Raw genomic sequence first — 13,589 nt, 5'->3', positions numbered from 1 at the left:
ACCACCCGGTTGATACCCTTGACTTGGTTGACGATGCGGCTGGCCACGCGCCCCAAAAAGTCGTGCTCGAAAGGAAAAAAATCGGCCGTCATGCCGTCGGTCGAGGTCACGGCGCGCAGCGCACAAACGTATTCGTAGCTGCGCTCGTCGCCCATCACGCCGACGGATCTGACCGGCAGCAGCACCGCGAAGGCCTGCCAGATCTCGTCGTAGAGGCCGGCCTGGCGGATCTCATCGAGGTAGATGGTATCGGCCTGGCGCAAAATAGTGACCTTTTCCGCCGTCACTTCGCCGGGCACGCGGATGGCCAGGCCGGGTCCCGGGAAGGGATGGCGGCCGATCATGGCGTCGGGCAGCCCGAGCTCATGGCCCAGCCGGCGCACCTCGTCCTTGAAGAGTTCGCGCAAGGGCTCGACCAGGGCCAGGTTCATGCGCTCGGGCAGGCCGCCGACGTTGTGGTGCGATTTGATGGTGACGCTGGGGCCGCCGGTGAAGGAGACCGATTCGATGACGTCGGGATAAAGCGTGCCCTGGGCCAAAAACTCGGCCCCTCCCAGCTTGTCGGCCTCGGCCTCGAAGACCTCGATGAAGGCGGTGCCGATGATTTTTCTTTTTCGTTCGGGATCGTCGACGCCTGCCAGGCGTCCGAGGAAGAGCTCGGCGGCGTCGCAGTGCACCAGGGGGATGTTGTAGTGGCCACGAAAGAGCTCCACAACCTGGTCCGCTTCGCCGGCCCGCAGCAGGCCGGTATCGACGAAGATGCAGCGCAGCTGCTCGCCGATGGCCTCATGCAGCAGCACCGCCACCACCGATGAGTCGACGCCGCCGGAAAGACCGCAAACCACCCTGCCGGCCCCCACCTGGGCCCGCAGCTTGGCGATCTCGGTCTCGCGGAAGGCGGCCATGGTCCAATCGCCCCGGCAGCCGGCCACGCCCAGCGCAAAGTTGCGCAGCAACGCTCCGCCCTCGGGCGTGTGCACCACCTCGGGATGGAACATCAAGCCGTAGAAATGGCGCTCGTCGTCGGCGATGGCGGCGAAGGGCGCACCCTCGCTGGTGGCGACGACGCGGAAACCAGCCGGGATGTCGACCACCCGGTCGCCGTGGCTCATCCAGACCTGCTGGCGCTCGCCGGGCCGCCAGACGCCGTCAAAGATGGCGCAATCGCCGCTGATCTCGACGAAGGCACGGCCGAACTCACGGTGCTCGGCGGCTTCGACGCGACCGCCGAGCTGATCCACCATGGCCTGCTGGCCATAGCAGATGCCCAGCACCGGCACACCGAGCTCGAAGATCCGCTCGGGCGCCCGCGGCGTACCGGCATCCAGCACCGAGGCCGGGCCGCCCGACAGGATCACCGCCTTTGGTGCGAAGTCGTCGAGCACCTCGGCGGCCTTCTGGAAGGGCACGATCTCGCTATAGACGCCGCTCTCGCGCACGCGCCGGGCAATCAATTGGGTGACCTGGGAGCCGAAATCGACGATCAGAATGCGGTCGCTCATGCGCCGGAACCTATCGGTGCGGCCGGGTCCTGTCCAGCCGCCAATCTGCGCTAGACTAAAGACCGTCCGTGACGGCCTGAAGGAGCCACCATGTATCGCCAAAACCCCCTCAAATCCCGCCTCGCCGCGGGCCAGCCGGCACTGGGCTGCTGGGTCTTTTCCACCGATTCCTCGGTGGCCGAAAACCTGACCCAGGCCGGCTTCGACGCGCTGATCATCGACCACGAACATTGCGGTTCCGATCTGCCCGGTCTGGTTCACGCCCTGCAGGCCATCTCCGCCAGCGGCTGCGCCGGCTTGGTGCGGGTGCCCAGCAACGACGCCGTTTACATCAAACGCGTGCTCGACATCGGCGTCGAGGGCATCGTCGTGCCCAACGTGCAAAGCGCCGCCGAGGCCCGGGCCGCCGTCGCCGCCTGCCACTATCCGCCGCGCGGCCGGCGCGGCCTGGGGTTCCCCTTTGCCCGGGCCGCCGATTACGGCCGGGTCGCCGACTATGCCGCGGAAGCCGGCGACAACCTCTTGATTTGCCCCATCATCGAATCCCGCGCCGGCTTCGAGAACCTCGAAGCCATTGCCACCACCGAGGGCATCGAGATGCTGATGATGGGTCCGGGAGACTTGTCCGCCGACCTGGGCAAGCCCGGCGCCTTCGACGACCCCGAGGTGGCGGGCTTGATCGCGGCCGGCGAGCAGGTGGTGCTGGAAGCGGGCAAATGGCTGGCCGGCATCGCGCTCGACGGCGCCGGTGCCCGGGCCATGTTCGAACGCGGTTACCACTTCGTGGCGCCGGCGGCCGACGTCTGGCTGCTGCGCGACGGCAGCCGGGACCTGATCGACGAGGCCATGAACGGGTAAGCGGCGAACTCGATCCGGCGAACAAAGATTTCGATTGGCCTTGGCAGCCATAAAGGGATATCGGGAAAACAAGACCGTGGTGAGGAGAGGGGGAAAGGTCATGCCGCTCAATGCCGCCGTTTCGGTTTACCAAAAGGGCGCGCCGCGCCAGCACGGCGCCATGGAATTCAGCCAGCCGCCGGTCGATCTCGACGCCGTCCGGCTCTATCGCCTGGAACGCGTTCGCGCCGAACTCAGGGCGCGCGACATTGCCGCCATCTTGCTCTTCGACCAGGTCAACACGCGCTACGCCACCGATGCCACGAACATGCAGATCTGGTGTTCGCACTATGAGACCCGCTGCGTTTTCATCGCCGCCGAGGGGCCGGTGGTGCTGTTCGACTATGCCGATCTGCCGCACCTCGCCGAGGGCCTGCCGACCATCGACGAGTACCGCGTCATGCCGTCCTTTTATTACTTTGCCGCGGCCCAGAACGGTGAGGACGTGGCCCGGGAATTTGCCGCCCAATTGGCCGATCTCATGCGGGTTCACGGGCATGGCAACCGGCGCCTGGCCGTCGACCGGCTGTCGCACCTGGGCATCGACGCCATCCGCGCCCAGGGCCTCGAAGTGGTCGAAGGCCAGGAAGTCACCGAACACGCCCGGGCCATCAAGAACGACGCCGAACTCACCCTGATGATGAAGGCCATCGAGGTCTGCCAGGCCGGCATGACAGCGATGCGAGAGAAGCTGGAGCCCGGCATCACGGAAAACGCCCTGTGGGCCAAGCTGCACGAGACCAATATCGCGCTGGGCGGCGAATGGATCGAAACCCGTCTGCTGTCGTCGGGGCCGCGCACCAATCCCTGGTTCCGTGAATGCTCGATGCGCGTCATCGAGGCCGGCGACATGGTCAGCTTCGATACCGACCTGATCGGACCTTATGGTTACTGTTCCGACATCTCGCGCTCGTGGCGCTGCGGCGAGGGCCGGCCCGACGACACCCAGCGAACCCTTTATGCCGCGGCCCACGACCAGTTGCAGCACAACATGGCGCTCCTAAAGCCGGGCGTGACTTTTCGCGAGTATTCGGAGAAAGCCTGGCCCATCCCCGACGAATACCTTTCGGCCCGCTACCCCTCGCTGATCCACGGCGTCGGCCTGGCCGACGAGTACCCGGCGCTGAAGCACATCCAGGATTTCGCAGCCCAAGGCTCCGACGGCATGCTGGAGGCCGGCATGACGTTGTGCGTCGAATCCCTTCATCGGCAGCGAAGGCGGCCGCGAGGGCGTCAAGCTCGAGGAACAGGTTCTGATCACGCCCGAGGGCTCGCGCTGTTTATCGTCCTATCCGCTCGAGGAAAGCTGGCTTTGAGACGGATCAGGCGCTCGCCAGGCGTTCGAAGATGGCGACGAAGACGCCGTCGGTGCCGTGGCGCAGCGGCGTCAACATGAGGGTGGTGTCGGTCGTTGGGCAGGAGCCGCCGATGACGTCGCGCCAGACCTCGGCAACGGCAAGCGGGCGAAAATCGGCCTGGGTAGCGGCGAACCATTCCGCCTGTTCGCGGTTCTCGGCGGCCAGTAGCGAACAGGTGGCGTAAACCAGGCGGCCGCCGGGCTTGACCAGGGTGGCGGCCCGTTCCAGCAGGTGCCGCTGGCGCGTCACCTCGGCAGCCAGGACTTCGGCTGTCAGCCGCCACTTGAAGTCGGGATTGCGCCGCCAGGTGCCCAAGCCCGAACACGGTGCATCGAGCAGCACCCGGTCGGCGGCGCCCACCAGGTCCTCGAACGAGCCCTCCTCCTCGACCACCCGGCTCTGGACATTGCGCGTGCCGGCGCGCAGCAAGCGTTCCTTCATGCGGCCCAGCCGCCTGGGGTCGCTATCCAGGGCGTAGATCTGGCCCGAATTCGCCATGGCCGCCGAGAGCGCCAGGGTCTTGCCGCCGGCACCGGCGCCCAGATCGACAACCTGCTGACGCGGGCCCGCCGCCACCAGCAGGGCGATCAGTTGCACCCCTTCGTCCTGCACCTCGACCAGGCCTTCGCGAAAAGCCCGGGTATGGGTAATGCGCTCGCGGTTCTCCAGGCGCAGGCAAAGCGGCGACCAGGGGCCCGGCTGGGCGGCGATGTCTTCGCCGGCCAGGGCCTCAAGGGCGGCTTGGCGGTCGGCCTTCAGCGTGTTGACGCGCAGATCGAGCGGCGCGCGTTGATTGAGCGCCGCCATCTCGGCTATCAGGTCGTCGCCGAATTGGGTGCGCAAGCCGGGCTCGAGCCAGGCCGGAAAGCTGGCCCGGGCCCAGTCGGGCATGGCGCCGGTATCGGGCGGTGCCTGACAGAAGGCGGTTTCCTCGGCGCTCAGCGCCGCCGCACCGTATTGGCTGCCGTCAAAGAGTTCGGCCGCATCCAGCCCTTCGCCCAGCGTCAAGCCCAGCACCAATCGGCGCGGCGTGGCTTCCACGCCGGCCTGGTCCAAGAGCCACTCGAACTCGGCCCGGCGGCGCAGCACGGCGTAGACCTGACCCGAGATGGCCCTGCGGTCCTTGGATCCGGCGTAGCGCCGGCGGCGGAACCATTCGGCCACCACCCGGTCCGCCGGCCGGCCGCCGGATGGGGGCTCGGCGGCAATGGCTTCGAGCAGCTCGATTGCCGCCTGGGTGCGGGGCCCCGGCCTCATGGCAATAGCAAAATTGGGCCCTGCTTCAGGTCTGCACCGGGTAGTTCGGCGATTCCCGGGTGATGGCGACATCGTGGGCGTGGCTCTCGCGCATGCCGGCGGCGGAGATGCGTCGGAACCGGCAATTGCCATGCATCTCGGGGATGGTGGCGTTGCCGGTATAGCCCATGGCGGCGCGCAAGCCGCCCACCAGCTGATGGATGACGCCGCCTACCGGACCCTTGTAGGGCACCCGCCCCTCGATGCCCTCGGGCACCAGTTTGAGGCTGTCCTGGACGTCTTCCTGGAAGTAGCGATCGGCCGAGCCCCGCGCCATGGCGCCCACGGAGCCCATGCCGCGATAGGATTTGTAAGACCGGCCCTGGTAGTAGAAGACCTCGCCCGGCGCCTCGTCGGTGCCGGCCAGCAGCGAGCCGATCATGGCGCAATCGGCACCGGCGGCGATGGCCTTGGCCAGGTCGCCGGAATATTTGATGCCGCCGTCGGCGATAACCGGTACGCCGCGCTCGCGGCAGGCCTCGACGGTGTCGATGAGCGCCGTCAGTTGCGGCACGCCGACGCCGGCGACGATGCGGGTGGTGCAGATCGAGCCCGGCCCGATGCCGACCTTGACGGCATCGGCGCCCTCGTCCATCAGGGCCCGGGCGCCGTCGCCGGTGGCCACGTTGCCGGCCAGCACCTGGGTGTAGTTGCTGAAGGCCTTGATGCTGTTGACGGTATCGAGCACGCGCCGCGAGTGGCCGTGGGCGGTATCGACCACGACGACGTCGACGCCGGCTTCGATCAGCGCTTCGGCCCGGTCCAGCCCTTGGGCGCCGACGCTGGTGGCGGCGGCTACCCGCAGCCGGCCCTGCTCGTCCTTGCAGGCGTTGGGGTTGAGCTGCGATTTCTCGATGTCCTTGACCGTGATCAGGCCGATGCAGCGGCGCTGGTCATCCACCACCAGCAGCTTTTCGATGCGGTGCTGGTGCAACAGCCGCTTGGCCTCGTCGATGCCGACGCCTTCCTCGACGGTGATCAGGCCGTCCTTGGTCATCAGCTCGCTCACGGGCTGCGTCGTATCGGTGGCGAAGCGCACGTCGCGATTGGTCAGGATGCCGACCAGGGCGCCACCCGGACTGGTCACCACGGGTATGCCCGAGATGCGGTGGTGCTGCATCAGCTCGAGCGCCTCGGCCAGGCTTTGTTCGGGGCCAATGGTGACGGGATTGACCACCATGCCGGATTCGAACTTCTTGACCTTGCGCACCTCGTCACCCTGGGCTTCGGGCTCCATGTTGCGATGGATCACGCCAAGGCCGCCGGCCTGGGCCATGGCAATGGCCAGCGAGGCCTCGGTCACGGTGTCCATGGCGGCCGAGATCAGCGGAATGTTGAGGTCGATGGTGGCGGTCAGGCGGGTCGTGGTGTCGGCGTCGGCAGGCAGGATCGTCGAGGCCGCGGGAACCAGGAGAACGTCGTCGAAGGTATAGGCTTCTTGTATCTCCATGTTCCCTCCGGGGCTAGGTGGCGCGGTCTATAACATGGAAAGACCAGCAATGACAGCAGACATGTGGGGCTTTTGGAAAAGGCTTCTATCCGGCGCCTTTCGCCGCCTGCTCGGCCTCGTATTCGGCCAGCAAGTCGCCGTCGATGCCCAGGCTCTCGTTGTAGGCCTCGGGGTAGAAGGCGGTGAAGGCGTCGATGATCTCTTGGGCCGGCACGTCGGCGTGGTCGCCACGGAATTTGAGGTATTCCATGTGTTTGCCGCCGGCCGCATCGAAGGGGTGGAAGAGCGAATCCTCGCGCCCGTCGAACTCCAGCGCCAGCACGCCGAAACGTTCGCACATCTCGATGTTGAAGGCGGGCGTCGATTTGACCCATTTGCCACCAATGAAAAGGTCGGTGTAGCCGTGGTAGATGAAGACGTCGCTCTCCATGAGATCGGTCAGGCGCTGCGAGGCCAGATGGTTGCGCACGTCGGCGTAGCCGACCCGCGAGGGGATGCCGACGACCCGGGCCGCCGCCGCCAGCAGCGCCCCCTTGGTGACGCAAAAGCCGCGGCGGCGGCGCAGACAGCGCGAGGCGCGCAGACCCTCCGGCGTGAGGCGGATCTCGTAGGGGTCATAGAAAATGTCGTCGCGCACGGCGTAATAAAGCGCCACCGCCTTGTCGACATCGTCTTCGGCGTCACCCACGGCGGCCCGCGCATAGGCGACGATCTCGTCATGGTCGCTGTCGATCAGATCGCCGGGCTCGAGATAGCGGGAAAAATCTTCGTTCTGGGCTGGGTCACTCATGAAAAACGCCCTTATTGCGGCACGGGATGGTGCTAGCCCCGACTTCTCACAGAGCCAGGCCGCGGTCAAGTATCGCCGCTCCCCTCGGAGCCACGAAAGCCCGTGGCGATGACGTAGACCTCGGCCGAATCGCGGCGGCTGGCCTGGGGCTTGACGTGACGCACCTTGTCGAAGCGCTGCTTGAGCCGGGCCAGCAGCTCACCTTCGGTGCCGCCGGCGAAGACCTTGGCGACGAAGCTTCCGCCTGGCGCGAGAAGGCTCTCGGCCAGTTCCCAGGCGGTTTCGGCCAGGGCGACGATGCGCAGATGATCGGTGCTCTGGTGGCCGCTGGTGGCCGGCGCCATGTCGCTGAGCACGACGTCGACCGGGCCGCCGGCCGCCGCTTCGAGGGCCTCCTGGGCGGCCTCGTCGGCCAGATCCAGCAGCAAGTTTTGGGCTCCCGGCACGGGGTCGAATTCCGCCTTATCGACGGTCAGCACCCAGCCGGCGCGCTCCACCGCCACCTGGCTCCAGCTGCCCGGCGCCGCCCCCAGGTCGACCACCCGGGCGCCCGGGCGCAGCAGCTGGAACCGATCATCCAGCTCGATCAGCTTGTAGGCGGCACGCGAGCGCAAACCGTCGGCCCGGGCCTGGGCGACGTAAGGATCGTTGAGTTGGCGCTCGAGCCAGCGTGTCGACGAGACCTTGCGCCCGCGCGCCGTCTTGACCCGGGTGTGCAAGCTGCGCCCGCCGCCTCCCCCCGGGCGCTTGGTCCCGCCCGATCGGCCCGGCTTTCGCCGCCCGTTCACGGCCAAGTACCCACTTGCGTAAATAGATGGTACGTCCGATCGCTTTGCCGGCGCTGTGGGTAGGACGCTGCGGGCCGCCGATGCGGGCCCATCGGCAAGCGCTGCTGCGGCCCGCCCCCGCGCCGGAAAAGCGACCCGGAGGGCGGCCATGAAGGACCATCGGACGTCGTCCCGCGGTCCTTGTGCCAGGGGGGTGTGGTATCCACCATCACGGCGGGCCACGCTCCTAGCACATGGTCCGATCTGTGGTCCTTCATGGCCCTCAGACGTGCCATCTATTTGCGCAAGTGGGTACTAGCGTCGGCAGCCATCAGGGCCAGCAGCATGCCCTCGCGCAAACCCCGGTCGGCGACACACAGGCGCCGCATGGGCCAGAGCCTGGAGATCGCCTCCATGATGGCGCAACCGGCCACCACCAGATCGGCCCGGCCGCGCCGAATACAGGGATGCGCCACACGTTCGTCGTAGCTCATGCCGGCCAACCGCTGGGCCACGCCGGCGATGTCGCCGAGTGCCATCCAGGCGCCGTCGACGCGCTCGCGCTGGTATTTCTCCAGGCCCAGATGAACGGCGGCCAGCGTCGTCACCGTGCCCGAAGTGCCGAGCAGGTGGGCCGAGCCGTCCAGGCCTTCGGGGTCCGAGCCCAGCTCGGCGCGGAAAGGCTCCAGCCCCTCGACCACCCGCGCCACCATGGCGGCGTAACCCTCGGGTGTCGGCTGGCGGCCGTCGAAGTCCTCCGAAAGGTTGACCACGCCCAGCTCCAGCGAGGTCCAGCCCAGCACTTCGGGCTCGGCGCCCGGCAGGATGCCGACCCAGGTCAATTCCGTCGAGCCGCCGCCGATGTCGAAGACCAGGGCGCGGCCGCAGTCGGGGTCGAGCAGCGAGGCGCAGCCGGCCAGAGCCAGCGAAGCCTCGGCCTCGGCCTCGATGATCTCGAAAGCGAGTCCGGTCTCGGCCTCGATGCGGGCCAGGAATTCACCACCGTTCCGAGCCCAGCGGCAGGCCTGGGTGGCGATGCAATGGGCCCGGTCGACGCCGCGCCGCCGCATCTTGCCGGCACAGATGCCCAGCGCCGCGATGGTCCGCGCCATGGCTTCCTCGTCCAGCCGGCCCGAAGCCGCCACCCCCTGGCCCAGGCGGACGATACGCGAAAAGGCATCGACCACGCGAAAGCCCTGGCGCTGGGGCCGGGCAATCAGCAGTCGGCAATTGTTGGTGCCCAGATCGAGCGCCGCATAGGTGCGACGCCGCGGCCGGGACTTGGCTAGGCTCTGGTTCACCCCTCTCCCCTCGCACCGCGCCCGGGCGCGTCATGCCTCCATGGTTTGCCCCAACTTTAGCCCGTCCCCCTTTATTGACAAGGGGTGGGGGCATTCATATGTTTTGGCGCAAGTGCGATTTCCCTGCTGGGGGATCGTCTAACGGTAAGACGCTCGGCTCTGGACCGGGTAATCGGGGTTCGAATCCCTGTCCCCCAGCCAAGATTCACCCCATAAAATCAAACTGTTAACCGTCCTCGTGTGGCCGGCAATCTGGAGTCATGCTGCGCTGCAATGAAATTCATGGCGTCATGGTTTCTTGCCGCCAGGAAGGCTGCCCAGAAACAAAACCTGAGGAAATATTGCCGGCAAGACACCTGGACAATGGTTGAGATAGCCTACTTTCTTGCCCAATCCGGCAGGCCCATTCGGCCCGCAGAGACGTAGGCGTTCACGCCTGCCGACAGTTCGGAATATGGGGAGTTTTCGGCGCCGAAAACGGATCGTCAGGCGGACCGGCGCCGGGGTTTTGCCGGCTCAATGATCACCTTGAGCTCGGCACCGACCGCCTTCACGTAGCGCTGGATGGTGGGCCAGGTGGGTTTGACCTTGCCGGATTCGATGCGCGAGATGACGGACTGGGTGGTGCGCATGCGTTTGGCAACCTCTTCCTGCGTCATCTTGGCTTGTGCCCGGGCATCGATGAGTTGGGCTGCAAGTTCGTATTCGGGCCTCAGTTCTTCGTAGGCCTCGCGGAACCCGGGTTTCTTCATGGCTCTTTTCTTGAGCGTGCGCAGGCTGGTCATGATCCTTTTCCCCGTTGCGATTCAGACGTTTCCAGGTCAGCTGATCTGCCGAGCCCGTGCCTTGGCCAATTCAATTTCCCGGCGCGGCGTTTTGTTGGTTTTCTTGATAACGACACGCAGCACGACGATTCGCTGTCCGCTTGCGGTCTGGTAAAGCGCACGGGCGATTCCGTCCCGTCCCGACATGCGGATTTCCCAAATCTTTCCGTCCAAATGCTCGACATGGGGCATCCCTACTCTGGCAAGATCCTTGCTCTCGATGAGCTCGGCGATCCAGTGGAATCGGGCCTGCATGTCCAGCGGCAGGGATTCAAGCTCGCTGTCGACGACGGCGTTGAGCGTTCCAACCCTCCATGCCATAAATACTATATAGCATAATTGGCATATGGCGCAAACCGCCTAAAGCTTCCGCGGCTTTCGCAGGGCGATTCGGGCGTCCTTTTTTGCTGCGGTATGGTCGCTGGGGTAGCTCAGTTATCTTCGCTCGGGGTGGTCGAGGCCGGCCGTGAGGGCGATGTCCTTGCCGAAGTTGCGCGAGAGCTCGACGATGCGGATACGCGGGTCGCGCTGGCGTTGCTGCAAAAGACGGCCGAGGCCGTCGTCGCTGCTGCCATCGTCGACGCAGATGATTTCCCAGCTGCCCACCCCGGCCAGGGCGGCGCGGGCGCGGTCAAGAAAGGCCTCTATGTTCTGGGCCTCGTTGAACATGGCGACGACCAGCGAAACCTCGGGGGTCGCCTCGCCTGTTGCCGTCATGAGCGCTCCGCCGCTGGTTGCCACCAGCGCAAACCTAGCCCGCATTTCTCACCGGGTCACGGCAGGCCTGCGACAACCCTTTCCTGGGGAAACCAGATGGTAGCTTCGGTGCCAACGCCGATCAGGCTGTCGAACTCGAGACCGCCGCCGTGCAGCTCCGCCAGCGACTTCACCAAAGGCAGGCCCAGCCCCGTGCCCTGGTATTTTCGGTTCAACGCTCCGTCAACCTGACCGAACGTCGACATTGCTTTCGGAATGTCGCTGGCGACAACGCCGATCCCGGTGTCGCTTACCGAAATCCTCAAACGACCATCTTTTGCCAACTCGCAAGCCACCGTGACCTGGCCACCGCTCTCGGTGAACTTGACCGCATTCGAAAGCAGGTTGAGCAGCATCTGCCGGACCATGCGTTCATCGGCCCGAAGCGTTGGCAAAGCATCGGCGATGTCAGCACGGAGATCCAGTTCGGCCTCCCGCGCCCGCTCGTTGATGATGAAAAGGCAACGTCCGATCATGGCGGCCACGTCGACATCACGCTCATTCAGGATGACGCGGCCGGCCTCGATCTTCGAGAGGTCGAGAATCTCGCCGATCAGCGAGAGCAGGTGCTCTCCGCTTTCGTGAATGCTCGCCGTATAGTCCGCGTAGTGGGGGTCGCCCACCGGTCCGAACATTTGTTGTTGCATCAGGACCACATAACCGTTGCGCACCACGGTGACGCTGTCGATGCGCCAGCCCCGTTCCCGGATCCGGGCCAGCATATCGGCCAGCGGCTTCGACCGCATGCCCTGGGCTTCGGGCGTCGACCGGCGCCAGGCCTCGGTGGGCCAGTAATCCGCGGCGGCGGCCGGTCCCGCAGCGAATACCGAAAGGACCAAAACCGCGACGGCGAAACGACTGCTCTTCACGCTGTGCTCGCCGCCAGGCCGGCGCTCCGGCGGGCCACATATAGGGGATCGGACGCATCCCGCTGCCCCACGGTCCAGGCGGGATCCAAAGCGCCGCCCGCACCGGCGAGCAGATAACGGCCCTCGAATATCGTGGTGCGCTGCGTTATTCGCCAGGCCCCCTCGCGCTTCTCGAAGGCATCGACATAGCGGGCCGGCATACAGACCTCGATGGGGAGATCGGAGCGCTCCACCTGCTCGCCCAGCGCCGCCCGCAGGTGCGTCATGTCGTCGCCGGGTGCGGCGTCGTAGCGTTGGTAGGCCACCACGTAGCTTTCGCAGAGCGCAGAATCCGGGCCGGCGAATTCGATGAAAACATTACCCAGCACATGCATCGACATGGTGATCGAGCGGTGGCGTACCTTCAGCCACTCGACCAGGCCATCGATATCACCTTTGTACATGCCGTGGTCGTCGTAGGCACCGGGATGAAAAACGCCGCTGACCAAGTCCCAATCGCGGCGATCGACGGCCCGGGCCCAGCGGCGCAGGATCTGTTCGATCTGGAAGCGGTCTTCCAGCCGTGCCTCCGGGGCATTTTCGGTTTGTTCCACGCCCGGCCCTCCCCTAAGTTGGCTGCGATTTCCATAATCAACCAAATCCCTGGCAAATCCCTGGAAAAAATGCCGAAAAAGGCCGAGTTGCTGTTGATCGGACGATTGTTCGGCGCCCCCGACGCCGAATTGAAGGAACTCTTCGAGCTCCGCCAGATCGACGATTTCACGCCGGTCCAGGACCTTCCCGGCGTGACGGCGCAAGAGTTGCGCGCCGTGGCGGTGGGCATGGTGGGCTCGGGCCACGTCAGCACCGTGGCCGTCGACAGCGCCTTTCTCGATGGTTTTCCCAGCCTGGAAATCGTCGCTGTATTGGGTGTGGGCTGCGACCATATCGACATAGACGCCGCCTATGAGCGCGGCATCACCATCACCAATACCCCCGACGTCAATACCGAGGAGGTGGCCGATACGGCCATGGGCATGCTGCTGGGCACGGTGCGCCAGATCCCCCAGGCCGACCGCTTCCTGCGCGCCGGGCGCTGGCCCGGGGGCATGTTTCCGCTCAGCGCCACCTTGCGCGGAAAACGCCTGGGCATCCTGGGGCTGGGCCGCATCGGCAAGGCCGTGGCCCGCCGCGCCGAGGGCTTCGGCCTGGAAATCCTCTACCACGGCCGCAAGCGCCAGCCCGGCGTCTCCTACGCTTACGCCGCATCGACCCTGGAACTGGCCCGGGCCGTCGATTTCCTGATGGTCATCGTGCCCGGCGGCGAGGAGACCCGGAACCTGGTGGACGGCGCCGTGCTGCAGGCTCTGGGACCGGAAGGGGTTCTGCTCAATGTCTCGCGGGGCACGGTGGTCGACGAAGCGGCGCTCATTGCGGCGCTGGAAAACAAGGTCATCGCGGCCGCCGGTCTGGATGCCTACGTGCACGAGCCCTATGTGCCGGCCGAGCTGATGGCGCTGGAGCAGGTTGTCCTGCTGCCCCACATCGGCTCCGGCACCCACCACACCCGCGAGATGATGTCCCGGGCCGTGGTGGACAATCTCAAGCAATGGAACCAGGGCTTGGCGGTGAACGATCCGGTGCTTCCCGGCCAACAAACCTAGAGCATTTCAAGATTGCATTGAATCGGATGTGCTGATTCACTGGTGTCTCCACATGATGTTGTGTTCGTATCAAAGGAGGCTACCAGATGGGGTGCAGTCATCCTCTCGCTCTTCGGTCTCGGATCATCGCTGCGGT

Annotated in this window: 14 protein-coding genes and 1 tRNA gene; 4 read left to right on the top strand and 11 right to left on the bottom strand. The window is 65.8% G+C overall.

All coding sequences use genetic code 11. The features are described 5' to 3' along the window. The coding region (gene guaA / locus QGG75_03930; protein MDP6066390.1) for a glutamine-hydrolyzing GMP synthase at window positions 1–1,502 on the bottom strand (1,502 nt) is incomplete at its 3' end. A gap of 90 nt (window positions 1,503–1,592) precedes the next feature. Between guaA and QGG75_03925 the strand changes: the two genes are divergently transcribed. Next, a complete protein-coding gene (locus QGG75_03925; GenBank protein MDP6066389.1) occupies window positions 1,593–2,360 on the top strand; it encodes an aldolase/citrate lyase family protein in 768 nt (255 codons plus the stop codon). 100 nt (window positions 2,361–2,460) lie between these two features. Beyond that, the gene (locus QGG75_03920; GenBank protein ID MDP6066388.1) at window positions 2,461–3,795 is read left to right on the top strand and encodes a Xaa-Pro peptidase family protein; all 1,335 of its coding nucleotides are present in this window, start codon (window positions 2,461–2,463) and stop codon (window positions 3,793–3,795) included. Here QGG75_03920 and QGG75_03915 read toward each other — a convergent pair. From QGG75_03915 to QGG75_03895, 5 genes are all read right to left on the bottom strand, one after another. Then, on the bottom strand, window positions 3,722–5,014 hold the full coding sequence (locus tag QGG75_03915) for an RsmB/NOP family class I SAM-dependent RNA methyltransferase (protein MDP6066387.1): 1,293 nt from the start codon (window positions 5,012–5,014) through the stop codon (window positions 3,722–3,724). The genes QGG75_03920 and QGG75_03915 overlap by 74 nt on opposite strands. A 25-nt stretch (window positions 5,015–5,039) precedes the next feature. Continuing rightward, window positions 5,040–6,503: an IMP dehydrogenase gene (gene guaB / locus QGG75_03910; protein ID MDP6066386.1), complete on the bottom strand. Its 1,464-nt coding sequence runs from the start codon at window positions 6,501–6,503 to the stop codon at window positions 5,040–5,042. Between the two features lie 85 nt (window positions 6,504–6,588). After that, the gene (locus QGG75_03905; protein MDP6066385.1) at window positions 6,589–7,293 is read right to left on the bottom strand and encodes a transglutaminase family protein; all 705 of its coding nucleotides are present in this window, start codon (window positions 7,291–7,293) and stop codon (window positions 6,589–6,591) included. Between the two features lie 65 nt (window positions 7,294–7,358). After that, on the bottom strand, window positions 7,359–8,012 hold the full coding sequence (locus QGG75_03900) for an RlmE family RNA methyltransferase (protein MDP6066384.1): 654 nt from the start codon (window positions 8,010–8,012) through the stop codon (window positions 7,359–7,361). 344 nt (window positions 8,013–8,356) lie between these two features. Continuing rightward, window positions 8,357–9,361 carry a Ppx/GppA phosphatase family protein gene (locus tag QGG75_03895; protein MDP6066383.1) on the bottom strand — a complete coding sequence of 335 codons (1,005 nt, stop codon included), beginning with the start codon at window positions 9,359–9,361 and terminating at the stop codon, window positions 8,357–8,359. A 127-nt stretch (window positions 9,362–9,488) separates the two neighbouring features. On the opposite strand from QGG75_03895, the gene QGG75_03890 reads away from it, so the two are divergent. Further along, window positions 9,489–9,562: transfer RNA gene (locus QGG75_03890), tRNA-Gln, on the top strand. Window positions 9,563–9,846: 284 nt separating this feature from the next. Here the strand turns inward: QGG75_03890 and QGG75_03885 are convergent. The 5 genes from QGG75_03885 to QGG75_03865 all read right to left on the bottom strand — a co-directional run bounded on the left by QGG75_03885 (window position 9,847) and on the right by QGG75_03865 (window position 12,403). Continuing rightward, window positions 9,847–10,146, bottom strand: coding sequence for a helix-turn-helix transcriptional regulator (locus QGG75_03885; GenBank protein ID MDP6066382.1), 300 nt, complete (start codon window positions 10,144–10,146; stop codon window positions 9,847–9,849). Between the two features lie 36 nt (window positions 10,147–10,182). Then, the gene (locus QGG75_03880; protein ID MDP6066381.1) at window positions 10,183–10,506 is read right to left on the bottom strand and encodes a type II toxin-antitoxin system RelE/ParE family toxin; all 324 of its coding nucleotides are present in this window, start codon (window positions 10,504–10,506) and stop codon (window positions 10,183–10,185) included. 114 nt (window positions 10,507–10,620) lie between these two features. Further along, window positions 10,621–10,902 (bottom strand): glycosyltransferase, encoded by a 282-nt coding sequence (locus QGG75_03875; GenBank protein MDP6066380.1) that lies wholly within the window; start codon window positions 10,900–10,902, stop codon window positions 10,621–10,623. Window positions 10,903–10,958: 56 nt separating this feature from the next. Further along, the gene (locus QGG75_03870; GenBank protein ID MDP6066379.1) at window positions 10,959–11,810 is read right to left on the bottom strand and encodes a HAMP domain-containing sensor histidine kinase; all 852 of its coding nucleotides are present in this window, start codon (window positions 11,808–11,810) and stop codon (window positions 10,959–10,961) included. Continuing rightward, on the bottom strand, window positions 11,807–12,403 hold the full coding sequence (locus QGG75_03865; protein ID MDP6066378.1) for a nuclear transport factor 2 family protein: 597 nt from the start codon (window positions 12,401–12,403) through the stop codon (window positions 11,807–11,809). The genes QGG75_03870 and QGG75_03865 overlap by 4 nt, the downstream gene beginning before the upstream one ends. A gap of 69 nt (window positions 12,404–12,472) precedes the next feature. Here QGG75_03865 and QGG75_03860 point away from each other — a divergent pair, with 69 nt between their 5' ends. Further along, window positions 12,473–13,453, top strand: a complete 981-nt coding sequence (locus QGG75_03860) for a 2-hydroxyacid dehydrogenase (GenBank protein MDP6066377.1) — start codon at window positions 12,473–12,475, stop codon at window positions 13,451–13,453. The last annotated feature ends 136 nt before the right edge of the window (window positions 13,454–13,589 follow it).

This window comes from Alphaproteobacteria bacterium (assembly GCA_030740435.1).
GTDB lineage: Bacteria > Pseudomonadota > Alphaproteobacteria > UBA2966 > UBA2966.
The sequence above is the reverse complement of the archived record's forward strand: the minus strand, read 5'-3'. Positions and strand labels throughout refer to the sequence as shown.